Origin of the sequence: Methylocystis sp. B8, assembly GCF_005771425.1 — a bacterium.
Lineage (GTDB): Bacteria > Pseudomonadota > Alphaproteobacteria > Rhizobiales > Beijerinckiaceae > Methylocystis.
On the sequence record NZ_VBTZ01000005.1, the window covers coordinates 191823 to 213136 of the forward strand.

The 21314-nt window shown below is 61.8% G+C and carries 23 protein-coding genes; 6 read left to right on the forward strand and 17 right to left on the reverse strand.

Annotated elements, in window-relative coordinates; genetic code table 11:
• Positions 1–339: 339 nt before the first annotated feature.
• The 4 genes from FEV16_RS10835 to FEV16_RS10850 all read right to left on the reverse strand — a co-directional run bounded on the left by FEV16_RS10835 (position 340) and on the right by FEV16_RS10850 (position 3905).
• A complete protein-coding gene (locus FEV16_RS10835; RefSeq protein WP_138167634.1) occupies positions 340–2301 on the reverse strand; it encodes a CoA-transferase in 1962 nt (653 codons plus the stop codon).
• 179 nt (positions 2302–2480) lie between these two features.
• Entirely contained in the window at positions 2481–2855 is a 375-nt protein-coding gene (locus FEV16_RS10840; RefSeq protein WP_138167635.1) for a 6-carboxytetrahydropterin synthase, read from the reverse strand.
• A 3-nt stretch (positions 2856–2858) separates the two neighbouring features.
• Entirely contained in the window at positions 2859–3491 is a 633-nt protein-coding gene (gene queE / locus FEV16_RS10845) for a 7-carboxy-7-deazaguanine synthase (protein WP_138167636.1), read from the reverse strand.
• Between the two features lie 36 nt (positions 3492–3527).
• A complete protein-coding gene (locus FEV16_RS10850; protein ID WP_138167637.1) occupies positions 3528–3905 on the reverse strand; it encodes a cytochrome c in 378 nt (125 codons plus the stop codon).
• Between the two features lie 385 nt (positions 3906–4290).
• On the opposite strand from FEV16_RS10850, the gene FEV16_RS10855 reads away from it, so the two are divergent.
• On the forward strand, positions 4291–5175 hold the full coding sequence (locus FEV16_RS10855) for a tetratricopeptide repeat protein (protein WP_138167638.1): 885 nt from the start codon (positions 4291–4293) through the stop codon (positions 5173–5175).
• A 10-nt stretch (positions 5176–5185) separates the two neighbouring features.
• Here the strand turns inward: FEV16_RS10855 and FEV16_RS10860 are convergent, their stop codons facing one another.
• On the reverse strand, positions 5186–6073 hold the full coding sequence (locus tag FEV16_RS10860; protein WP_138167639.1) for an MBL fold metallo-hydrolase: 888 nt from the start codon (positions 6071–6073) through the stop codon (positions 5186–5188).
• A gap of 117 nt (positions 6074–6190) precedes the next feature.
• Here FEV16_RS10860 and FEV16_RS10865 point away from each other — a divergent pair, with 117 nt between their 5' ends.
• Complete coding sequence (locus FEV16_RS10865; RefSeq protein ID WP_138167640.1) at positions 6191–7006, forward strand: sulfite exporter TauE/SafE family protein; 816 nt, start codon at positions 6191–6193, stop codon at positions 7004–7006.
• On the opposite strand, the gene xth is transcribed toward FEV16_RS10865, so the two are convergent.
• The 12 genes from xth to FEV16_RS10930 all read right to left on the reverse strand — a co-directional run bounded on the left by xth (position 6985) and on the right by FEV16_RS10930 (position 16276).
• Entirely contained in the window at positions 6985–7770 is a 786-nt protein-coding gene (xth, locus tag FEV16_RS10870; RefSeq protein WP_138167692.1) for an exodeoxyribonuclease III, read from the reverse strand. The two genes, FEV16_RS10865 and xth, sit on opposite strands and share 22 nt — an antisense overlap.
• Before the next feature lie 139 nt (positions 7771–7909).
• On the reverse strand, positions 7910–8458 hold the full coding sequence (locus tag FEV16_RS10880) for a cytochrome c (RefSeq protein ID WP_246657277.1): 549 nt from the start codon (positions 8456–8458) through the stop codon (positions 7910–7912).
• 72 nt (positions 8459–8530) lie between these two features.
• Positions 8531–10138 carry a sulfite exporter TauE/SafE family protein gene (locus tag FEV16_RS10885; RefSeq protein ID WP_138167641.1) on the reverse strand — a complete coding sequence of 536 codons (1608 nt, stop codon included), beginning with the start codon at positions 10136–10138 and terminating at the stop codon, positions 8531–8533.
• 107 nt (positions 10139–10245) lie between these two features.
• The gene (locus FEV16_RS10890) at positions 10246–10431 is read right to left on the reverse strand and encodes a DUF2892 domain-containing protein (protein ID WP_138167642.1); all 186 of its coding nucleotides are present in this window, start codon (positions 10429–10431) and stop codon (positions 10246–10248) included.
• 84 nt (positions 10432–10515) lie between these two features.
• Positions 10516–10617: a cytochrome bd-I oxidase subunit CydX gene (cydX, locus tag FEV16_RS10895; RefSeq protein ID WP_018406347.1), complete on the reverse strand. Its 102-nt coding sequence runs from the start codon at positions 10615–10617 to the stop codon at positions 10516–10518.
• Positions 10618–10635: 18 nt separating this feature from the next.
• Entirely contained in the window at positions 10636–11775 is a 1140-nt protein-coding gene (gene cydB / locus FEV16_RS10900; protein ID WP_138167643.1) for a cytochrome d ubiquinol oxidase subunit II, read from the reverse strand.
• Between the two features lie 14 nt (positions 11776–11789).
• Positions 11790–13361: a cytochrome ubiquinol oxidase subunit I gene (locus FEV16_RS10905; RefSeq protein WP_138167644.1), complete on the reverse strand. Its 1572-nt coding sequence runs from the start codon at positions 13359–13361 to the stop codon at positions 11790–11792.
• Between the two features lie 18 nt (positions 13362–13379).
• Positions 13380–13538: a cytochrome oxidase putative small subunit CydP gene (cydP, locus tag FEV16_RS10910; RefSeq protein ID WP_138167645.1), complete on the reverse strand. Its 159-nt coding sequence runs from the start codon at positions 13536–13538 to the stop codon at positions 13380–13382.
• 37 nt (positions 13539–13575) lie between these two features.
• Positions 13576–14859, reverse strand: a complete 1284-nt coding sequence (locus FEV16_RS10915; protein WP_138167646.1) for an FAD-dependent oxidoreductase — start codon at positions 14857–14859, stop codon at positions 13576–13578.
• Between the two features lie 97 nt (positions 14860–14956).
• The gene (locus tag FEV16_RS10920; protein WP_138167647.1) at positions 14957–15625 is read right to left on the reverse strand and encodes a Crp/Fnr family transcriptional regulator; all 669 of its coding nucleotides are present in this window, start codon (positions 15623–15625) and stop codon (positions 14957–14959) included.
• Positions 15626–15706: 81 nt separating this feature from the next.
• Positions 15707–15907 (reverse strand): DUF2892 domain-containing protein, encoded by a 201-nt coding sequence (locus FEV16_RS10925; protein WP_138167648.1) that lies wholly within the window; start codon positions 15905–15907, stop codon positions 15707–15709.
• A gap of 9 nt (positions 15908–15916) precedes the next feature.
• Positions 15917–16276, reverse strand: a complete 360-nt coding sequence (locus FEV16_RS10930) for a metalloregulator ArsR/SmtB family transcription factor (RefSeq protein ID WP_138167649.1) — start codon at positions 16274–16276, stop codon at positions 15917–15919.
• Positions 16277–16432: 156 nt separating this feature from the next.
• Here FEV16_RS10930 and FEV16_RS10935 point away from each other — a divergent pair, with 156 nt between their 5' ends.
• The 4 genes from FEV16_RS10935 (at position 16433) to FEV16_RS10950 (ending at position 21303) form a co-directional block, all read left to right on the forward strand.
• On the forward strand, positions 16433–16672 hold the full coding sequence (locus tag FEV16_RS10935) for a high-potential iron-sulfur protein (protein WP_138167650.1): 240 nt from the start codon (positions 16433–16435) through the stop codon (positions 16670–16672).
• Between the two features lie 61 nt (positions 16673–16733).
• Positions 16734–17720, forward strand: a complete 987-nt coding sequence (locus tag FEV16_RS10940) for an efflux RND transporter periplasmic adaptor subunit (protein ID WP_138167651.1) — start codon at positions 16734–16736, stop codon at positions 17718–17720.
• Positions 17717–20950, forward strand: coding sequence for an efflux RND transporter permease subunit (locus tag FEV16_RS10945; RefSeq protein WP_138167652.1), 3234 nt, complete (start codon positions 17717–17719; stop codon positions 20948–20950). The genes FEV16_RS10940 and FEV16_RS10945 overlap by 4 nt, the downstream gene beginning before the upstream one ends.
• Positions 20950–21303: a carboxymuconolactone decarboxylase family protein gene (locus FEV16_RS10950; RefSeq protein ID WP_138167653.1), complete on the forward strand. Its 354-nt coding sequence runs from the start codon at positions 20950–20952 to the stop codon at positions 21301–21303. The genes FEV16_RS10945 and FEV16_RS10950 overlap by 1 nt, the downstream gene beginning before the upstream one ends.
• Positions 21304–21314 lie beyond the last annotated feature (11 nt).

Below are 21314 nucleotides of genomic sequence, written 5' to 3' on the forward strand. Positions count from 1 at the left end.
CCGCAATCCCCTGTGTGGGCCGAACCGAGCAACAATGTTGCGAGAGGAGCATGACGCCACCGGGTCATACCAATTGACCGGCGTTGGTTCCGGTCACTGGGGGATCAAAGTCAGCTGCTTGATCCGCCCATCCTCTGAAACAATCTGACATCCTTCCGGGCGGCCGAACGCAAAGGCCAAGCATCGGGCGCCCGATCACAGACTGGACAATCCAGACCTGCTTCCGATTAAGGAGCAAAAACGGCCCCGTGAGCTTCCGCGCCACGGGGCCTGATTTATTTTCAGCCGACAAACGCCTAGGACGCAGCCGTCAACTCGGCCAGTAGTCCGAGCGCCAGCCTACGCCGGCGCCTTCTCTTCTTCCTTGCTGACGACCTCAAGGAAGGTCTCCGCCGCCTCGCGACGCTCGAAGACATGCGGCTGCAGACCGCGCTTGGAGAGCGCCTCCTTCATCTTCAATCGCGCGAAGGCGCTCGTCGCATAGCGGGTCGTCGTCAGATAATAATGCTGGCTCATATAGTCGATCATCTCGGCGTAATCGTCATAGAGCGCTTCGTTGATCTTCCAGCCGTCGTGATTGACGACGGAGTTGACGCGCTTGCCGACTTTGTCTGACGCCTCGATCAACGTCTTGCGCAGATCGTCGATGTCCTTCTTCGTGCGCGCGTGCCAGCCTTCGAGATTGACGAAGAGGATATTGCGGTCGGCGTCGTAGGTGACGCGGTCGGACATGTTGAGATTGATGAGGTCAGCGAGCAGCCCCATCGGCTCGTCGATGAAGATGCGCTTATCCATCAACTCGGGATGTTCGACGATGGGCTTGAAGTCCATATGCGCCAATATGTCCCTATCGATATCGATCCCAGGCGCGACTTCGATCAGTTCAAGTCCCTTGTCGACGAGTTTGAACACGCAGCGCTCGGTCACGTAATAGACGGGCTGCTTGCGCTTGAGCGCGAATTTGCCGGAGAAGGTGATCTGCTCGACGGCGTTAAGGAACTTCTTGTTCCTGCCTTCCTGCAGAATGTTGACCTTGCCGTCGGCGATCTCCACGCGCAGTCCGCCATTGGTGAATGTGCCGGCGTAAACAACGAGCCGCGCGTTCTGGCTGATGTTGATGAAGCCGCCGCAGCCATTGAGACGGCCGCCGAATTTCGACGTGTTGACGTTGCCCTGCAGGTCGCACTCCGCCATGCCGAGACAGGTCATGTCGAGACCGCCGCCGTCATAGAAGTCGAACTGCTGGTTCTGCTGGATGATCGCGTCGGCGTTGGTGGCGGCGCCGAAGCTCGAACCCGAAGCGAGCACGCCGCCGATCGCGCCAGCTTCCGTCGTCAGCGTAATATAGGGCGTCATCTTTTCTTCATTGGCGACGGCGGCGATGCCTTCCGGCGCGCCGACGCCGAGATTGACGACGCCGTTCGGCGGCAGCTCGTAGCTGGCGCGCCGCGCGATGACCTTGCGCTCGTCGAGCGGCATCTTGGCGAACTTCTCGACCGGCACGCGGACTTCTCCGGAAAGCGCCGGATTGTGGATCACGCCGTAATTCATGCGGTGCATTTCCGGCGGGTCGGCGACGACGACGGCCGAGACGAGAATGCCCGGCACATGCACGTCCTTGGGCTTGATCGAACCCTGCTCGACGATGCGCTCGACCTGGGCGATCACCAACCCGCCATTGTTATGGGCGGCCATGGCCTGAGCGAGATTGTCGAGCACGAGCGCCTCGCGCTCCATCGAAATATTGCCGGAAGGGTCAGCCGAGGTGCCGCGAATGAAAGCAACGTCGATCTTAGTGGCGATATAGAAGAGCCACTCCTCGCCCATGATGTTGTGGTATTTGACCATGTCCTCCTTGGTGCGCTCGTTCACCTTGCCGCCGCCAAAACGCGGATCGACATAGGTGTAGAGGCCGACCTTGGAGAAGAGACCGGGCTGGCCCGAGGCGCAGGCGCGGTAAAGCTGAGAGATGACGCCCTGCGGGAGGTTGTAGCCGCAGATCTTATTCTCCTGCGCCGCCTGGGCGACTTTCGGCATGCGGCCAAAATTCGCGGCGATGACCCGGCGCAGCAATCCTTCGTGGTAAAAGCGCCCGGTGCCAAGGCCCTTGGAGTCGCCGGCGCCTGCGGTCATGATCAGCGTGAGGTCGCGCGGATGCTGCGTCTCGACGAAGCGCTTTTCCAAAGCGGCGTGCAAGGCTTCGGGAATGCAGCTCTGGACAAAGCCCGTGGTGGTTACGACGTCATTGTCGCGAATGAGCGCAATCGCCTCGTCGGCGGTAATGACTTTGTTGTTCGCCATATCCTCAGGGTCCCTTGCTCCCCACTCTTTGCTTAATGCGGACCGTTGACGTCGCCGCGTTGGTGGGCGTTTTCTTACAAAATGAGCGCTCAACCGTAGAGACCGGGCCGCCCTTGCGCAATAGCGGCGATGCGCCGCAGACCCGCCGCAACCCCGCCAACGCGCGGGAAAAATGGCCGTCAGTCGCCGCGGTAGACGCAGCCCTCGAAACAGCTATCGCGAAAGACGCCGACTTCGGCGATGCCCGGCAGAGTTGGCGCGAGGTCGCGCCAGATATAGGCGCAAAGATTTTCGAGCGTCGGCTTTCCCAATCCTTCAAGGTCATTGAGAAATGAATGGTCGAGGCGTTCGCGCAGCTCGGCGAGCCTACGGCCAAGCTTGCCGAGGTCCATCACCCATTCCTCTTCGATGGTGCGCTCGCCGCGCAGCGTGACGCGCACGCGAAAAGAATGCCCGTGCAGATTGCGGTATTTGCCGCCCTCCGGAGCCTCGGGATCATAAAGGGCGTGCGCGGCCTCGAAATAGAATTCGCGAAAGACCTCGAAAGTCGACACTTCTCACTTCACCCCGATCGCCTTGTGGGTTTGCAGAGACAGACGCCAGCGCGGATGCGCCAGGCAGTAGCTGACCGCGGCCTCCGTATTGCGCGAAACATCCGGCCCGTCCATGGGCTGCAGCAGAAAATGCCCGAAGTCGAGGCGCTCATAATTGGCGGGGTCGACTCCTCGCTGAGGAAAAACGAGCTTCAATTCGTCGCCGGAGCTCTGCGCCAGCGGCGCGCCGGCCTTGGGCGACACGCAAATCCAATCAATCCCTCGAATGGCGGGGAGCGTGCCGTTCGTCTCGATGGCGATCTCGAAACCCTGCTCGTGCAGCGCCACGACCAGCGCCTCGTCGATCTGCAACATCGGCTCGCCGCCGGTCAGCACCGCGAAGCGCCGGTCTTGGCCCTCGCCCCATAGATTCGCCAGATGTTCGGCAAGCGCCGTCGCGTCGGCAAACTTGCCGCCGCCTTCGCCTTCGAAGCCGACAAAGTCCGTATCGCAAAACTGGCACTGCGCGGCGGCGCGATCCTCTTCCCGCCCGCTCCACAGATTGCAGCCGGCGAAGCGGCAGAAGACGGCGACGCGGCCTGCGTTAACGCCCTCGCCCTGCAGCGTTTTGAAGGCTTCCTTGACGATGTAGGCCATTGCCCGCTCTAGCGCGGACGCTCTACGGCGTAAAGCTTACCCGTTCTTGGGAAGCTCCTTGTCTTTGTCGTCGGGCTCGGCCGGCGGCTGCGGGCGCGGGTCGAGGCTGCGGATGTAGGAGACGATGTCGTCGATCTCCTTGCGCGAAAGATGCATGTCGGGCATCGGCGGGTGCGGATCCATCAGAAAATTGCCGAGCTTCTTTTTGTCGGTCCGGCGGCGGGCGATATCGAAGAAGGACGGGGCGTCGGCCGAGGCGCTCGTCTGTTCGGACGCCACCACATGGCATGAAGCGCACCAACGCTTCGCGATGACCGAACCGCGTTGTGGGTCCCCAGCCGCCATCGCGAAAGTTGCCAGTGCGGCGCTCCCGCCGACGAGGGCCGTTGCGAGCATGAGGCGTCTAAACTGCATCAGGATTTCCTTAGAGCGGGAAACTAATGATTCGTCTGGCATGAAAGCACAAGCGCGACGCGCTGAATATCGGCGATCTGGCATATGCTTGCGGCAGGACGCCGCGTCGGCCGCGATGCCCAGTCGCGGCATTTTTGCAACAGTGATGTGATCTGATTGCAACAGTTCATCAGATTAGCATGTTGCCCACGATTGTCGCTGTAGAAGCCCCTTTTCAGACACAAACACTGGGCTAAGGTATTCGTGTCACAAGCTCATTCGAGATGCGGAGACAGGCGTCAAAAGTTTTCGCTTTTGACCGCAGGTTCCTTTTTTCCCTCTCGCTGATCGCGGTGACGGCTGGCGTATGCCTTGGGCGTCGGGCGTCGGGGGAAGTCGGAACATTATGATCGCAACTGTTCATATGAATATGTCTTCGGTCCTTGGGCGAAATAAGCGGGCGACATTGCCGATCTGCCTTTTCGCGGCCAGCCTGGGCATGTTCGTGATGGCCTTTGTCGCGCCGGCGCCGGCGCTCGACGCCCCTCGCGCCAACGCCAAGGCCGAATCGCAAACGCTCCCCATCTTCAAGGATCCTCGCGCGGCCTTGCGCGCCGGACTGGAGAGCTATCATTCCGGCGACGCAGCGACCTCGGTCGCCGCGCTGCGCTACGCCGCTGAGAGCGGCGAGCCGCTGGCGCAGTGGAAGCTTGGCCGGATGTATGCCGATGGCGACGGCGTCATACGAGACGACGCCAAGGCCTACGAATATTTTTCGCAGATCGTCGACCATTACGCCGACGATGAACCGGATCCGCGCGAACGATCGATGGCGGCGAGCGCCTTTGTCGCAGTGGGCGTTTATCTGCGCGAAGGCGTGCCGAGCGCCAAGATCAAGCCGGACCTCGATCGGGCCTTTGATCTCTTCCGCTATGCGGCGACCTATTTCCGCAACGCCGACGCTCAGTACAATCTGGCGCGCATGTATCTCGAAGGCGCGGGCGTGAAAAAGAACGTCCGGCAGGGCGTTAATTGGTTGGAGCTCGCGGCGCGCAAGGGCCATCCGCAGGCGCAGGCGATGCTCGGCCGCTTGATATTCACCGGCGAGGCCGGGGGCGAGCCGGAACGCGCGCGCGGACTGATGTATCTCACGCTGGCGCGGGATGCGGCGGGCGGCCCTCCCGATCAATGGATCGTCGAATTGCACGCGAAAGCGCTCAGCGCCGCAAGCGAAGCCGACCGCAAAGCTGCAGTCACGATGCTCGAAGGCTATCTGCGCGAGCGCAACTGACGTTTGAACTTCAGCCGGCGCGCGCCGCGGCGCCTTTGAACTTCACCGGAATGCTCAGGAAACGAGCGCCGTCGCTTCGAGGCGGCGGAAACTTGCCGCCTCGAATGTTGACCTGAATCGAAGGTAGCAGCAGCCGCGGCGCGTCAAGCTCCTTGTCGCGCTTCTCGCGCCCGGCGACGAATTCCTCTTCGCTGACGCCGTCCTTGATCTGCACGTTCTTGGCGCGCTCCTCCGCGACCGTCGTCTCCCAGGCATAGACGTCTCGGCCGGGCGCCTTGTAGTCATGACACATGAAGAGCCGCGTCTGCGGCGGCAGCGAAAGAATGCGCCGGATCGACCGATAGAGCGCATGCGCGTCGCCGCCGGGAAAATCCGCGCGCGCCGTTCCATAGTCGGGCATGAACAGCGTATCGCCGACGAAGACCGCATCGCCGATTTTGTAAGCGACGTCGGCCGGCGTGTGGCCAGGCGTGTAGATCGCTTCGCCCTCGATCTCGCCGATCTTGAATCGCTCGCCATCCTTGAAGAGATGATCGAAGCCGGCGCCGTTGGCTTTAACATCATCGGCCGCGAAAACCGGCTTGAAGAGCTTCTGGACCTCGTCGATATGTTCACCGATGCCAATCTTGGCGCCCGTCGCCGCCTTGACGATCTGGACTGCGGAAAGATGATCGGCATGCGCGTGAGTTTCGAGAACCCAGTCGATCTTTAATCCTTCGCGCGTCGCCTCCGCGAGAATGGCGTCGATTGAATGCGACTCGGCGACGCCGCTCGCCGGATCGTAGTCGAGCACGGGATCGACGATCGCTGCACGCTTACTCGACGGGTCGCTGACGATGTAGGTGATCGTGTTGGTGGGCTCGTCAAAGAAGCCCTTCACGGACGGCGCCTGCGGCATTGATCTCTCCTTATTTGCAGCGCTCAAGCACGCCCCCGTCTTCGTGCTTGCGCCGTCAGATATATGCGCTATAGCTAAATAAGCAAGTGCTAATATTAACGTGAGCGAAGGAGCGACATGCTGACGGCTCTGCCCCTCGAGGCCGTGCTAGGCTTGATTAGCGGCGGCATCGTCGGCTTTACGCTTGGCCTTGTCGGCGGCGGCGGCTCGGTGCTCGCCGTGCCTCTACTTGTTTATCTAGTGGGCGTCCCAAACCCGCATGTCGCGATCGGCTCAAGCGCGGCGGCGGTCGCCGTCAATGCGCTCATGAGTCTCGCTAATCATCAACGCGCAAAAACGATCAAGTGGCGCTGCGCCTCCGTCTTCGCGCTTTTCGGTATCGCCGGCGCCTTCGCAGGATCGACCCTCGGCAAGATCATCAATGGCGAGAAGCTGCTCGCGCTCTTTGCGCTGTTGATGATCGTCGTCTCCTATCTGATGCTCCGCCGGCGTGGCGCGTCAGGCTATCCGGGCGTAAGGCTCAACCGCGAGAACTTTCCGCGGCTCGTCGCCGCCGGCCTGACGGCCGGCGCGCTTTCTGGCTTCTTCGGCATCGGCGGCGGATTCCTCGTCGTGCCGGGGCTGATATTTGCCTCCGACATGCCGATTTTGAACGCGATCGGCTCGTCGCTCGTCGCAGTGGCGGCTTTCGCGGTGACCACCGCAGCAAATTACGCCTATTCAGATCTCGTCGACTGGGAGCTCGCCGCAACGCTTGTTCTCGGCGGCGCGTTCGGCGGATTGATCGGCGCTGCGGCTGCGCGACGTCTGTCAAAAATGCGCGGCGCGCTAAGCGCGGTTTTCGCGACAGTTATTTTCGCCGTGGCGCTCTATGTGCTCTGGCGCAGCGGCGGCGCGCTCGGTCTTTTCGATTATGCGGCGAAATCGGCGTAGATCGCGACGTGATCGGAAGGCTTGTCGCCGGCGCGCATCGATTTGACGATCTCGACGCGCGACAGCCGATCCGCGGCTTGCGGCGAGAGCAGAAGGTGATCGATACGAAGACCCTTATTCTTCTGCCAGGCGCCCGCCTGATAGTCCCAAAAAGTATAAAGGCCGCCGTCATCCGATGTCGCGCGTAGCGCGTCGGCGTAGCCAAGATTGAGCAGGCGCTGATAGGCGGCGCGAGTCTGTGGCAGAAACAATGCGTCGCCGAGCCATGCCGACGCCTCATAGACGTCGCGCGCTTCAGGAATGACATTGTAGTCGCCGGCAAGAACCGTCGCCTCTTCAAGGCGCAGCAGCGCCTCGGCATGGCGCGTCAACGTCTCCATGAAAGCGAGCTTATAAAGATATTTTTGCGTATCCGGCGGATTGCCGTTCGGCGCATAGATTGAAGCGACGCGCATGACGCCGCCGGCGCCATCGGAGATCACCGCCTCAATATAGCGCGATTGCGCTTCGCTATCGAAGTTAGGCAGACCTAGAGTTATGTCCTGAAGCGGCGACTTCGAAAGGATCGCGACGCCATTGAACCCCTTCTGCCCATGGACGGCGACGTTATATCCCGCGTCTTCGACTTCGAGCCGCGGGAAGGCGTGATCCTCGCACTTCGTTTCCTGCAGGCAAACAACGTCGGGCGCGGCGTCGCGCAAAAAGGCGAGAAGCGGCGCGAGACGCTGCCTTACGGAATTGACGTTCCAAGTCGCGATGCGCACGGCCGGCTCCCAGATCACGCTGGATTTGGGCGAATTCGCCCAAATCCAGATGACGTGATCGTTCACATAAATTTAGAGCGCGCTTTACGCGAAAAACCGGCGTCCACTTTTTCGCAAGCGCGCTCTAGCGCCACGCAAGCTAGTCGAGACGATATGCGGCGTGGCAGGCGTTGCAGGCTTGCACGACTTGCGACAATTCGGCAAGCGCGGGACGCATGTCACCGCCGGGCCCGATCTTGGCGGCTTCCTGCGCGAATTTGCTCGCCTGCTCATGCATCGTCAGACCGAGCGCGCGCATCTCGTCGGGCATGTGCGAAGCCATCATTGCGGGCATTTCGCCGAATTCGCCGCTCTTGGCGTTTGGCTTGCAGGCCGCCGCGCCAGGCGACGCCATGCTGAGACGCGCGTCTGCGATTTTTGCCGCCGCAGCGCCGTCGCCCTTGGCGAGCGCCGCGAGGATTTCGGCAATCGCTTCGGCGTGCCCGCGCATGTGGGAGAGCATATGTGTGCGCATCGGCGAAGGGAGATCGACCTCCTGGCGCGTGTCGCTCATCTTCGGCGACATCTTCATATGCTCCATGTTCATATGTTTCATATGCTCGGTATCGTCATCGTCGTTCCCGGCGATGGCCGCGACAGCGAAGAGCGACAGCCCGCAAGCCGCGGCGAACAGGAATTTTCTGATCATGGCCTCCCCCTCCATTTGACCTCACGAGCGTAACGCGCGTTGCGCCAGGATGCGCGAGACGAATCGTCACGGCTACGCGCCGCCGGGAACATTGATGTTTTGCCCTTCGCGCAGCTTGTTGGGATTGAGCGAGGGATTGACCGCGGCGATGTCGCGCCAGCGCTTTTCGTCGCCATAGAGCCGCTTGGCGATCGCGCGCAGCGTATCGCCGCGTCGCACGGTGTAAGTCTGAATGGCGGGCGGAGCTGACGGCGTTTGCGTCGTGACGGGCGAGGTCTGAATTTCCGAGGCGACGGGCTCAGTTTGCTGAGACGCTGTCGCTGGCGCCGCGTCGACGACGACGAACTCGCCGCGCAACATGCCCATCCAGCAGCTCCAGGGAATGACGCCAGTCTTTTCGGGCGTGAATTCGATCGTCTGTCGCCCCGGCTTGATATCGAATTCGAGATTCAAGGATGGGACGACGATCCGGTGATTGCAGCTGGTCACTTCCGTCGCGTTGATCATCCATTTGACTGGCACGCCGCGCAGCAGCGTGAAGCGAGTGGGCTTATAGCCGAGTCCATTGGCTTCCATTTCGATTGTCTGCGTCTTTGGCGCGGCAGGCGCCTCCAGCGACGGCGGAACAAGTTCAATGGGCGCGGGGCGCCGCCAGTTCGTTATCAGCGACGCGAGATCGGCGCCGGAACCGGTAAGGATCAAGCCACGATTGATCATCACCGCGCCGAGCGCGACGACGATGACGCCCGACGCCGTCAACAGGCGATGGGTGACGGCGCCCGAAAGCACCGTCGTCAGCGCGCCGAAGGCGAGAATTACCGGCAAGGTTCCAAGGCCGAAGACGAAAAGCGTCTTGGCGCCTTCGACAGGGCTGCCCGTTCCCGCCGCCATCACATACATCGCCTGCAGCGGCCCGCAGGCGATCATCAGCCCGTTAAGGAGGCCAATGACGAATGGCCGATGTCGACCGCTCGCCTCCCGGTTCACCCAGTTCTGCAATGGGCCGGGCAGACCGAACCGGAAACGGCGCAGCGGCGCGAAGAGGCCGAGCATATTAAGTCCGAAGATGATGAGGAAAGCGCCAGCCGCGACCCCCGCAGCGCCACGCAGCATCGGCGTGAAAGCGACGAAGGCGCCGAGCCAGCCGAAGGCGGCGCCGATGGTCGTGTAGGACAGAGTCTTTCCCGCGCCGAAAGCGAGGTGCGAGGCGAAGGACGAACGTCCCTCCCGCGCGTCGGCCGCCGCGTAACTGACGACGAAGCCGCCGCACATTCCGACGCAATGAAAACCGGTCAGCAACCCCAAAAGAAAGAGGAGGCCGAGGCTCATATGCTGGGCGATGTCGGGCTCGCCCTCAGCGCTGATCCAGCGCGTGTCGAAAAGAATGAGCGCGGCGAGTCCAGCGAGCGCGACGACAATGATCGTCAGCCTCATAAAGGGCGAGCGCCGGCGCTTCGCCTCTTCGGTCAAAACGACGCGGTAGCCGTTCTGCTCGACTTTGTCGCGGATGGCGGCGAAATTCGTCGTATCGACGTCATAGTCGACGACGACCGTTTCCGTCGGATAGCTTGCCGAGACGCTGCGCACGCCAGCGAGCTTTCTGATCGCCGCTTCGATGACATGCTCACACCCGTGGCAATGCATGCCGCGGGCGTGAAAGGTGATCGCCGTTTCATTCATCTGAGGTGTACGCTTCGCCGCTGAGCGTCTAACTGCGGTCGGCGCCGCCTGGCGTCGGCCGCATCTTACCGCGCCGTGGCCCGTGCGCGAGGGAATTGCTTGTCGGGTTATTTGCCGAGCGTGTCCATGCCCAGAAGCTTATAGGCGGGGCAGAAGTTGATGAAGGCCGTCGCCAACGGAATGAGTCCGACGAGTCCCCACAGCGTCTTCGGACCGATGAAAACGAGACTGAGCAACAACAGGCCTGCCACGATGCGGATGATCCGATCGGTCTTTCCGATATTGGCTTCCATGACGGTCTCCTTCCCTCCTGCGGCGAGCGTTGCGAGCCTATCGCTTTGCGCGAAGTTGCTCAGCGACTAACTCACACGGGCCGTCTATTTTTGCCTGTCGTCGTCGTCGAGCTCGAGCCACATGGCGTTGAGGATGGCGAAGGCGCAGGCGAGCCCAAGCCCCAATATCCAGGAAAAATACCACATGCTTCGCCTTTCTCCCGCTCAATAATAATAGTCGTCGCCGCGACGGATCGCCGCCTCGCTCACGGCGCCGCGCAGCACGTAGTAAACCCAACTCGTGTAGGCGAGGACGATCGGCAGAAAGACGATCACCGCCAGGAGCATAAGAGAGAGCGTCGCTTTGCTGGACGAAGCGTCCCAAACCGTTAGGCCCTGGCTCGGGTGAGACGACGACGGCAGCAGGAAGGGAAACATGCTGAAGCCCGCCATGGCGCCGACGCCCGCGACGGAAAGGCTGCTGGCGAGAAGCGCAAACTTTTTCGCCGAGAACGCAAAGCCGAGCGCCGCAAGGAACGCTCCGAGGTAGGCGGCGACGGGAGCCGTGATCATCCAGGGATAGACGCGATAATTATCGAGCCAGGCTCCGGCCTCTCGCGTCACGGACTTCGTCAGCGGGTTGGACGGCCCAGCATGGTCGATGACGCCGACGATGCGATATCCTTCGACGCCGAGCATGGTCCACGCTCCCGCCGCGGAGATAAGCAGGATAAGCAAGATCGCCGCGAGCGCGCCATATCGCCGGGAGCGGACGGCGACCTCTCCCTCGCTCTTCACGCTCAGCCACGCTGCGCCTTGCATCGCGAGCATCACGACGCTCACGAGCCCGCAGAGCAGAGCGAAGGGATTGAGCAGGCCGAGGAGCCCGCCGTCATAGGTCGCGCGCAGCGCCTGGTCGAAATGAAAGGGAACGCCCTGCAGAAGATTGCCGAAGGCGACGCCAAAGATCAGCGCGGGCACAAGGCCTGAAATGAAGAAGAACCAGTCCCAGGTCTCGCGCCACCCGCTTTCCGGCCTCTTGTCGCGAAAGGTGATCGCCACCGGCCGCAGAATAAGGCCGATCAGCACCAGCAGCATCGCAAGGTAGAAGCCGGAAAAGGACACGGCATAGAGCGGCGGCCAGGCGGCAAAAGCGGCGCCACCCCCGAGGATGAACCAGACCTGATTGCCCTCCCAGACGGGACCGATCGTGTTCAACGTCACGCGCCGCTGCAAGTCGTTTCGCGCGACGAAGGGATGCAGCATGGCGACGCCGATGTCGAAGCCGTCGAAAATGGCGAAACCCACAAGCAGCACGCCAAGCAGCGCCCACCAGATGAGGCGAAGCGTCATATAGTCGAACATCGCTTTCGCCTTTCCTATCTCGTTTGCGCGGGAGCCGATGCGGGAAGCACGGGCGCGCCCGAAGGTTGAGGCTCTTCCGAGCGCGGGCCGATACAGACATATTTGACGATGAGCGCAATATCGATGATGGCCAGCGCGCTGTAGAACAGCACGAAGGCAGCGAGACTCGCCGCGACATTCGATGCGGGGATGTTGGAGACGCCAAGGAAAGTCGGCATCGTCGCGTCGATAATCCACGGCTGCCGGCCATATTCGGCGACGATCCAACCGAGTTCGGCGGCGACCCAGGGCAGCGGCAAGCTATACATCGTCATGCGCAAGAACCAGGGCTTTCCGCAGCGTCGCCGGCTCGAGAGATAGAAGGCGACAGCGAAAAGCGCGATGAAGTAAAAGCCGAGCGCCACCATGACGCGGAACGACCAGAACAGCACTGGCACGTCGGGAATCGTCGACAGCGCCGCTTCGTGAATCTGGGCGTCGGTTGCATTTTCGATGTCCGGCCGAATGCGCTTGACGAGCAGCGAATAGCCAACGTCGCGCATTGAGGATTCGAGTTCGGTAGGAACCGCGGCGTTCGGATGGCCGCCCTCTTTCGCGAGCCACTGATAGCCCGCCATGCCGTTGTGGATGCGCGCTTCCGCGCGCGCAACCAGCGGCTTCACGCCCTCGACGGGCTTATCCAGCGAACGCGTCGCGATCAGTCCCAGGACCCAGGGTATTCTGATCTCGTCTTTCGTCGTTTCGTTCTTGAGGTCGGGAAAGCCGAAGAGCGTGAAGGACGCCGGCGGCGGCTCCGTCTCCCACATCGCCTCGATCGCGGCGATCTTCATCTTCTGGTTCTCGCCCGCGGTATAGCCGCTCTCGTCGCCGAGCACGACGACTGAAAGCGCGGACGCAAGCCCGAAACTCGCGGCGACCGTCAGCGACCGGCGAGCGATCTCGATATGGCGACGCCTCAAGACGTAATAGGCGCCGATCGACATCACGAACATCGCGCCCGTGACATAGCCGGCGCTGACCGTATGCACGAATTTCGACTGCGCGACGGGATTGAACAACACCTCCATGAAGGAGGTGAGCTCCATGCGCATCGTCTGCGGATTGAAGGCGGCTCCGACCGGGTTCTGCATCCAGGCGTTGGCGACGAGAATCCATAGCGCCGAGAAATTCGCGCCGAGCGCGACAAGCCAAGTGACGATGAGATGCTGCACCTTGCTTAAGCGCTTCCAGCCGAAGAAGAACAATCCGACGAAGGTCGCCTCGAGGAAGAAGGCCATTAAACCTTCGATCGCGAGCGGCGCGCCGAAAATGTCGCCGACATAATGCGAGTAATAGGCCCAATTGGTGCCGAACTGGAATTCCATGGTGACGCCTGTTGCGACGCCCATGGCGAAGTTGATGCCAAACAGCGTGCCCCAGAATTGCGTCGCGTCACGCCAGACGGTTCGTCCCGTCATCACATAGACGCTTTCCATGATGGCGAGCAGCAGCGCAAGTCCGAGCGTCAGCGGCACGAACAGGAAGTGATACATCGCCGTCAGCGCGAATTGGAGGCGCGAGAGAGTGACGACGTCGAGTTCGAACATTTTGAGCTCCGAAGGATGTCAGCGCGGCGCGGCGGCGGAGAGCGTCTCCGCCATCTCAGCCGGCGTCACCTTGATTCGATGCGCGGGACCGAAAAACATGAGGTAGAGCGCGACGAGCGCCATCAGCTTGAAAGCGAGCGCGATGGCGATCTCGCGTCCTAAGGGCCTTGTCCGCATCGACTTATCCCTAGCATTGCATGGCCCGGGCGCCCGGTTATGACAGAGCGCGACGCAGTCGTTCGATGCCGAGCAGCTTCATGATGTAACGCTCGTACACAGGCTCGCTTTGTCCCTTGCGAACCTTGCGAAGGAAGTATTTTTCGTAAGCGACCTTCGCAAGATGCACCCAGCGCCCTTCGCTCGACCAGTTGACGTTACGCGGCGGAATCTGCGGCTTCGCGACAAAGGCGACGCCCTTGTCGCCGAAATCCGCCAAGCAAACTGCATTCCACGTGCCTTCTTCCTTCGCTTCGCGCCCGGCGATGAGCGCGGCGATGTTATGCGCCGTCGCCGTCACCATCGACTCGATCATGTAGCCAGTCTTCGGCGTGCCGGTCGGGACCGGCGTCGCCTCGACAGGCGGTATGGCGACGCAGACCCCGACGCCGAAGACATTCGGATATTTCGGATTGCGCTGATTCTTGTCGATGATGACGAAGCCGCGCGGATTGACCAGCCCCTCGACTCCCATCAGCGCGTCAACGCCCTTGAAGGCCGGCATCACCATGGCGAATTTGAACGGCACTTCGTGCTCTTTCTTGACCTGTCCCTGGTCGTCGAGTTCGGCGCATTTGAGTAGGCCGGGTTCGATCGCGGTCGTCTTCGCGTTGACGATCCATTTGATGTCGCGATCGCGGAAGGCCGACTCGAGCATGCCCTTGGTATCGCCGACGCCGCCCAAACCCAGATGACCGATATAGGGCTCCGACGTGACATAGGTCATCGGCACCTTGTGCCTTATGCCGCGCCGACGAAGATCGGTGGAAAGAATCATGGCGAATTCATAGGCCGGGCCGAAGCAGGAGACGCCGGGGGCCGCGCCGACGATGATCGGGCCGGGATCCTTGCAGAACTCCTCATAGGCTTTCGACGCGAGCTCGGCATGCTGCAGCGTGCAAATCGAATGCGTATGTCCGGCATGCGGTCCGAGCCCAGGCAGTTCCTCGAAAGCGAGCTTCGGTCCCGTCGCAATGACGAGATAGTCGTAAGCGACGCTCTCGCCATTTTCCAGTTCGAGGCGATTCTCGGCGGGCAGAACGCGCTTCGCGCCGACGGGAATGAAGCCGATGTTCTTTCGCTTGAACACCGGCGCGAGCGGCACCTTGAGCTCCTCAGGCTTGCGCCATTGCACGGCGAGCCATGGATTGGATGGCGTGAACTGGAAATTCTCAAGATCCGAAACGACCGTGACCTGGTGTTGCTTTGAAAGTCCCTCGCGAACTTCGATCGCGGCGGCGACGCCGCCGATCCCCGCGCCCATGATAACGATATGAGCCATTTACGTCCCTCCACGCGCGTTGCGCGCACAAAGTTTTCGCGCTGACGGTTACGCCGTTGTCGATGACATGCGTGATCGCGGCGCGCATGTCCGCGACTTAGTCACGCTGCGCGTCGCAGAGCGAGCGCAATGCCGCCAGATTGACGATCTCGGCGCCGCCGCGCGACAATTTTACCCAGCCCGAACGCTCAAAGGCCTTCAGCGTGCGGCCGACGACTTCGCGCGCCGTACCGAGATCAGCGGCGAGCGCCTGCTGCGTCGCGACGATCTTGTCGCCGGCGTCGCGAAGGGCGAGAAGACGTTCGGCGAGCCGCACATTGATGCGCGTGCAAACGATCTCCTCGATACGGGACATCAGATTAGCGAGACGCTTGCTGTAACCCTCGAACACCAGCGCTCGAAAGCTTTGGGAAGCGTTCATCAGCGCATTGAATCGATCGGTGGGGACGACATAGGCGATTACGTTCGTCTCGGCGACGCCTTCGGCGGCGTAAGCGTCGTCTGAAAGTAGCGACGCCGTGGTCAGAATGCAGGTTTCATTCGCGCCGACCCGATAGAGCACGATCTCGCGCCCCGATTCGGTCACCCGCTGCACGCGTACTGAGCCGGAGACGATCAGCGGAAATTGCACGCATGGATCGCCGGGTCGAAACAGAACGGCGCCGCGCGGTATTTGCTTACGCACCGCGGACTCGCGCAGGAGCGTCTTCGTCGCGGCGTCGAGGCTGCGCAAGGAAGGCGTTTCTTCGATCCAATCCGACAGCACCGTCTGCCCTTCGTCGCTAGCGAACCAAGGTTGCCATTACAAATGCGCCGGCTGTTCGGCGCGCAGCAATATCTATGAAATTTAAAAAGCGGCGCCCGGTTTGGCGCCGAGCCGCTTCAGCGCGCGCGCCAGCGGGCAAAAGCCCGTAAAGGCCGCCTGCAGCAGATTGACGCCAACGAAAGCGGCGAGCAAGAGCCACCACGGACTTGCCAACTGTGACAACAGCAAACTCAATAGGACCATGGAGCCGGCGAAGGCCATGACGATTCGATCAATGCTCATGGCGAATTCTCATGGCGTGAGCTCCCTCGATTTGGCGCGCGCCCGCGGTTTAACTGGCCTGCCGCACTGCTCGGCGCAAAACATCTCATAGAGCAGACCGATAATCCGCGAGACGTTTCCATCGGCCAAGGAATAATAGATCGTCTGCGATTCGCGGCGAGTCTTGACGAGCTTGTCTTCGCGCAGGCGGGCGAGATGCTGGGATAATGACGACTGACTGAGGCCGATCGCCTCCTGAAGCTTCGTCACCGACAGCTCGCCCCCGTGCAATTGGCATAGCACCATCAATCGATGCCGGTTGGCGAGCGCCTTGAGAAAGCTCTCGGCCTCCGCGGCTTTCGGCGCGAGCTGGAGCAGATTTACATTCATGATCGCTAAATTAAGAATATTGAATATAATTGTCAAGCCCGGCGATCCGCGGCGGGAGAGCGAAATGCCACATTCTGGCCTACGGCCTCGCATACTATATTAGCTATAGCTAATTTAAAGAAGCGCCTCACGACAGGGAATTTCATGGGAGAGGGAATGGCTGATTTTCGCGCTCTCACGCGGCGCTCATTGATCTCGATATTGGGAGCGGTCGTCGCGGGCCTTAACGCGACGACCGCCGCGCAAGCGAAGTCGAGCAAAGCGGCCGCCAATTATCGCGGCGCGCCGAACGGCGGACAAAGCTGCGCCAATTGCTCCTATTTCTACCCGCCGTCGGGCTGCGGCGTGGTGAGCGGTCCGGTCAGCGCGCGCGGCTGGTGCAAGCTTTGGGGCTGACGATCTCACAGGCATTAAATTCGCTATTGCTAATTTACGTTTCTTGCATATAAATGGGCGCATGAGACGAATTGGCTGCTTGCATCTCGCGCCGACGGCGCTCCTTGCCGCACTCGCTTTCTGCACGGCGGCGGAGGCCGGAGAGGTCACGATCCGAGTGGCCCCGGTCGAGGACCTCAAGGCGGTCGTCGCATCAGTCGAACCGGCGCATCAATTGACGGCGCGGGCCCGCATTGGCGGCACGGTGAGCGCGCTGAAAATCAAAGAGGGCGATGACGTCGCGGGCGGCGCCGAGATCGCCACGGTCGTCGACCAGAAACTCTTCCTGCAGATGCAGGCGCTTGATCAGCGCATTCAATCGCAGCAGGCGCAACGCGACAAGGCGCAGAATGATTTCGACCGCGCGCAGGAATTGTTTCGGCGCGGAGTATACACAAAGGCGCTTTTCGATCAGGCGAAGACGGCGCTCGACGTTGGCGAGCGCAATTTGGCGGCGCTGCGTTCCGATCGCGGCGTGATCGAACAACAGGCGGCGGAAGGCTCCGTGCGCGCGCCGGGGCCAGGACGCGTGCTCACTATTCCGGCCTCCGTCGGCCGCGTGGTGATGCCTGGCGAAACAATCGCGACCATCGCCGAAGACAAATACATTCTGCGCCTGCAATTGCCCGAGCGCCATGCGCGGTTCATGCGCGCCGGCGACAAGGTCGAGATTGGCGAGCGTGGTCTGCATGAGAAAGCGGGCGGCGAGCGCAAGCAGGGGCGCGTGCGCATCGTCTATCCGGAGATCCAGGGCGGACGCGTCATCGCCGACGTCGACGTCCAGGGACTGGGCGATTATTTCGTCGGCGAACGCGCGCGCGTTTATGTCACGACGGGCAAGCGCGATACGATCATCATCCCGCGCGCCGCCGTCTATCGTCGCGCCGGCGTGGACTTTGTCCGCCTTGCCTCCGGCGAAGAAATCGTCGTGCAGCTTGGCGAGCGGCGCGGCGACAACGTCGAAATTCTTTCCGGCCTTCACGACGGCGACGTGGTCTCGACGCCATGAGCGAAGAGTTTCGCCCGGGCATTTCGGGAACGCTGACGCGCGCCTTCATCAATTCGCCGCTGACGCCGCTGCTGCTGCTCGCCTCGATCCTTGTCGGGCTGATCGCGCTGCGTTCGCTGCCGCGCGAGGAGGAGCCGCAGATCTCCGTGCCGATGGTCGACATCATGGTGTCGGCCAACGGTTATAAGGCGGAAGACGCGATCGAACTCATCACGCGCCCGCTCGAAGACATCATCAAGGGCGTCAACGGCGTCGAGCATGTCTATTCTCAGACGCGCGATGATAATGTGGTCGTCACCGCGCGCTTTTACGTCGGCACGCCGCAGGATAATGCGGTGGTGCGCATCCACGAAAAGATACGCGCCAATATCGGCGATCTGCCGAAAGGCATTCCGGAGCCGCTGATCGTCGGCCGTGGAATCGACGACGTCGCGATCGTCGTGCTGACGCTTTCGGCGAAGCCGGAGCGCGCCGATCGGTGGACCGACAACGGCCTCTATCAGGTCGCTGAGGAATTGCAGCACGATCTCACCAAGGTCAATGACGTTGGCCTAAGCTATATCGTCGGCGGCAGTCCCAATCAGATCCGCGTCGAACCAGATCCCGAACGCCTGTCGCAATACGGGGTAACGCTCAACCAGCTCATCGACAAATTGACCAACGCCAATCGTTCTTTCCTGGTCGGCGCGTTTCGCGAAGACAATCGCGCGGTGCCCGTCGTCGCCGGCCAGACGCTTCAGGGCGTGCCGGACGTCGGCCTGCTGCTGCTCACCACAAGAGACGGGCGGCCGGTCTATGTGAAGGACGTCGCCGACGTGCGCGTCGGCGCCGCCGAGCCAGACCGGCGCAGCTGGACGATGACGCGCAACGCCGCCGGCGGTCTCGACAAGCGCCCCGCCATCAGCATCGCCATCGCCAAGCGCAGGGGCGCCAACGCGGTCATCGTCGCCGATGAGATCATGCGTCGGCTCGAGGCCGTCAAAGGCCGCATCGTCCCCGAGGATATCGAGATCGCGGTGACGCGCGACTATGGCGAAACGGCCACGGAAAAGGCCAATGAGCTGCTGTTCCATCTCGCGCTCGCGACCGTCTCGATCGTCGCGCTGATCGTGGTGATGGTGGGCTGGCGCGAGGGCGTCGTCGTCTTGGTCATTATCCCGACGACAATTCTGCTCACGCTCTTCGCCTCATGGCTGATGGGCTATACGATCAATCGCGTCAGCCTGTTCGCGCTCATCTTTTCGATCGGCATTCTCGTCGACGACGCGATCGTCGTCGTCGAAAATATCGTGCGCCACTGGCATATGCGCGGCTCGCGCAGCCTGATCGACACGGCGGTCGAGGCTGTCGCGGAAGTCGGCAACCCGACCATTGTCGCGACGCTCACCATCGTCGCGGCGCTGCTGCCGATGATGTTCGTCTCGGGTCTCATGGGCCCCTATATGAGCCCGATCCCCGCAAACGCTTCGCTCGCGATGGTGTTCTCCTTCTTTGTCGCCATGACGATTACGCCGTGGCTGCTGCTCAAGATCGCCGGCAAGCGGTTCGAGCAGGAGCGCGGCGACGGCGTCGACCATGCGCATGAACGCGGCGCAATGGGCAATTTTTACGTGCGCGTCGCGACGCCCTTGCTACAGGGCCGCAAGCGCTCGCAGCGGTTTCTTATAGGCGTTGGCGTCGCGACGCTCCTTTCCATGGGGCTCTTCGTGACAAAGACCGTACGCGTGAAGCTCCTGCCCTTCGATAACAAGTCCGAGATCGCGGTGGTCGTCGATCTGCCGCGCGGCGCTTCGCTTGAAGAAACGGATCGGGTGCTGACGGCTGCGGCCGAGCGGCTGAAGGACATTCCAGAGCTTACCTCTGTTCAGTCCTATGCCGGCACGGCCGCGCCCTTCAACTTCAACGGCCTCGTGCGTCACTACTACATGCGCAAGGCGCCCGAGATGGGCGATCTCGCCATCAATCTGCAGCCGAAAGGCGAGCGCGGCCGCCCAAGCCATGCGATTGCGCTCGATATTCGAAAGAAGCTCGAAGGCCTGCCGGCGCCCGCGCATACTGCGATCAAGGTCGTGGAGGTGCCGCCGGGTCCGCCGGTGCTGTCGACGCTTCTCGCCGAAGTCTACGGTCCGGACGCCCAGTCGCGGCGCGATCTTGCGGCGAAAGTGCGCAAGGCTTTCGATGCGGTCGATTTCGTCGTCGATACGGACGACAGCTTCGGCCAGCGCGCCGAACGTCTGCGCTTCGAGATCGACCAGGAAGCGCTCGAATATCACGGCGTCGAGGAACGCGCCGTCTATGACACGATCGGGGCTCTGGTCGGCGGGGTGAAGATCGGCTTTTCGCAAAAGGGCGGCGGCGCCAAGCCCGTCGACATTTCCGTCGCCTTGCCGCGCGCGGCGATGACGACGAGCGAACGCATCCTGTCGACGCCGCTGCCCGCCGGCGGCACGGTGCGCCAGGGCGCCAATGTCGAGCTCGGCGACGTCGTCAAGGCGACGCGCGAACTCGGCTCCTATCCGATTTTCCGTCACAACGGCCGCTTCGCCGAAATGGTCAGCGCTGAGGTCGCCGGACGTTTCGAAGCGCCAATTTACGGAATGCTCGCGGTCGAAAACGAGATCGACAAGATCGATTGGGGGCCTTCTGGTCCGCCGACGATCAAATATCACGGCCAGCCGCTCGACGATTCACAGCCGACGCTGCTCTGGGACGGCGAGTGGGAAGTGACCTATGTCACTTTCCGTGACATGGGCGCTGCTTTCATGGTGGCGCTACTTGCCATCTATCTCCTCGTCGTGGCGCAGTTCGGCTCGTTCAAACTGCCGCTCGTCATTCTTGCGCCGGTGCCGCTAACGCTCGTCGGCATCGTCATCGGGCATCTCCTGTTCAACGCCGCCTTCACCGCCACTTCGATGATCGGCTTCATCGCGCTCGCCGGCATCGTCGTGCGCAATTCGATCCTGCTCGTCGACTTCATTCGGCATTTGCGGGAGCGTGGGATGAGCTTGCGCGCTGCGCTGATCGAAGCGGGCGCCGTCCGCTTCAAGCCGATTTTCCTCACCGCCGCGGCGGCCATCATCGGCGCGGCCTTTATCCTCACGGACCCGATCTTTCAGGGGCTCGCCATTTCGCTCGTCTTTGGCCTCGCCTCGTCGACGGCGCTGACCCTGCTTGTCATTCCCGCGATCTACGTCGTCTTGCGCGATGATGAAATCCCAAGGAGAGCCTGATGATTGAAGACTGGGCGGCGCTCGCCAAGAAGCTCTCCGCCGACATAAGGGAATTACGCGGCGGCTCGCCGGAAGTGATGAAAGCCTTTTCGGCGATGGCGATGTCCGCGGGGGCGCAAGGCGCGCTCGACGCAAAGACAAAGGAACTGATCGCGCTCGCGGTCAGCGTCGCGGTGCGCTGCGACGATTGCATCGCTTTCCACGCCAAGGCCGCGTCGCAGCGCGGCGCGACGCGCGAGGAGGTGATGGAGACGCTCGCCATGAGCATCTACATGGGCGCCGGACCATCGGTGATGTATGCGAGCCACGCGCTCGCCGCCTTCGCCCAGTTCGACGCCGAAAAGCAAGCCTGAGAAGAAAGGAA

Excerpts from the sequence above, each read along its gene's own strand:
- FEV16_RS10835 (WP_138167634.1), bottom strand. The coding sequence starts at position 2,301 with ATGGCGAACAACAAAGTCATTACCGCCGACGAGGCGATTGCGCTCATT.
- queE (WP_138167636.1), bottom strand. The coding sequence starts at position 3,491 with ATGGCCTACATCGTCAAGGAAGCCTTCAAAACGCTGCAGGGCGAGGGC.
- FEV16_RS10850 (WP_138167637.1), bottom strand. The coding sequence starts at position 3,905 with ATGCAGTTTAGACGCCTCATGCTCGCAACGGCCCTCGTCGGCGGGAGC.
- FEV16_RS10855 (WP_138167638.1), top strand. The coding sequence starts at position 4,291 with ATGATCGCAACTGTTCATATGAATATGTCTTCGGTCCTTGGGCGAAAT.
- FEV16_RS10860 (WP_138167639.1), bottom strand. The coding sequence starts at position 6,073 with ATGCCGCAGGCGCCGTCCGTGAAGGGCTTCTTTGACGAGCCCACCAAC.
- FEV16_RS10865 (WP_138167640.1), top strand. The coding sequence starts at position 6,191 with ATGCTGACGGCTCTGCCCCTCGAGGCCGTGCTAGGCTTGATTAGCGGC.
- FEV16_RS10880 (WP_246657277.1), bottom strand. The coding sequence starts at position 8,458 with ATGATCAGAAAATTCCTGTTCGCCGCGGCTTGCGGGCTGTCGCTCTTC.
- FEV16_RS10885 (WP_138167641.1), bottom strand. The coding sequence starts at position 10,138 with ATGAATGAAACGGCGATCACCTTTCACGCCCGCGGCATGCATTGCCAC.
- FEV16_RS10890 (WP_138167642.1), bottom strand. The coding sequence starts at position 10,431 with ATGGAAGCCAATATCGGAAAGACCGATCGGATCATCCGCATCGTGGCA.
- cydX (WP_018406347.1), bottom strand. The coding sequence starts at position 10,617 with ATGTGGTATTTTTCCTGGATATTGGGGCTTGGGCTCGCCTGCGCCTTC.
- cydB (WP_138167643.1), bottom strand. The coding sequence starts at position 11,775 with ATGTTCGACTATATGACGCTTCGCCTCATCTGGTGGGCGCTGCTTGGC.
- FEV16_RS10905 (WP_138167644.1), bottom strand. The coding sequence starts at position 13,361 with ATGTTCGAACTCGACGTCGTCACTCTCTCGCGCCTCCAATTCGCGCTG.
- cydP (WP_138167645.1), bottom strand. The coding sequence starts at position 13,538 with ATGCGGACAAGGCCCTTAGGACGCGAGATCGCCATCGCGCTCGCTTTC.
- FEV16_RS10915 (WP_138167646.1), bottom strand. The coding sequence starts at position 14,859 with ATGGCTCATATCGTTATCATGGGCGCGGGGATCGGCGGCGTCGCCGCC.
- FEV16_RS10925 (WP_138167648.1), bottom strand. The coding sequence starts at position 15,907 with ATGAGCATTGATCGAATCGTCATGGCCTTCGCCGGCTCCATGGTCCTA.
- FEV16_RS10930 (WP_138167649.1), bottom strand. The coding sequence starts at position 16,276 with ATGAATGTAAATCTGCTCCAGCTCGCGCCGAAAGCCGCGGAGGCCGAG.
- FEV16_RS10935 (WP_138167650.1), top strand. The coding sequence starts at position 16,433 with ATGGCTGATTTTCGCGCTCTCACGCGGCGCTCATTGATCTCGATATTG.
- FEV16_RS10940 (WP_138167651.1), top strand. The coding sequence starts at position 16,734 with ATGAGACGAATTGGCTGCTTGCATCTCGCGCCGACGGCGCTCCTTGCC.
- FEV16_RS10945 (WP_138167652.1), top strand. The coding sequence starts at position 17,717 with ATGAGCGAAGAGTTTCGCCCGGGCATTTCGGGAACGCTGACGCGCGCC.
- FEV16_RS10950 (WP_138167653.1), top strand. The coding sequence starts at position 20,950 with ATGATTGAAGACTGGGCGGCGCTCGCCAAGAAGCTCTCCGCCGACATA.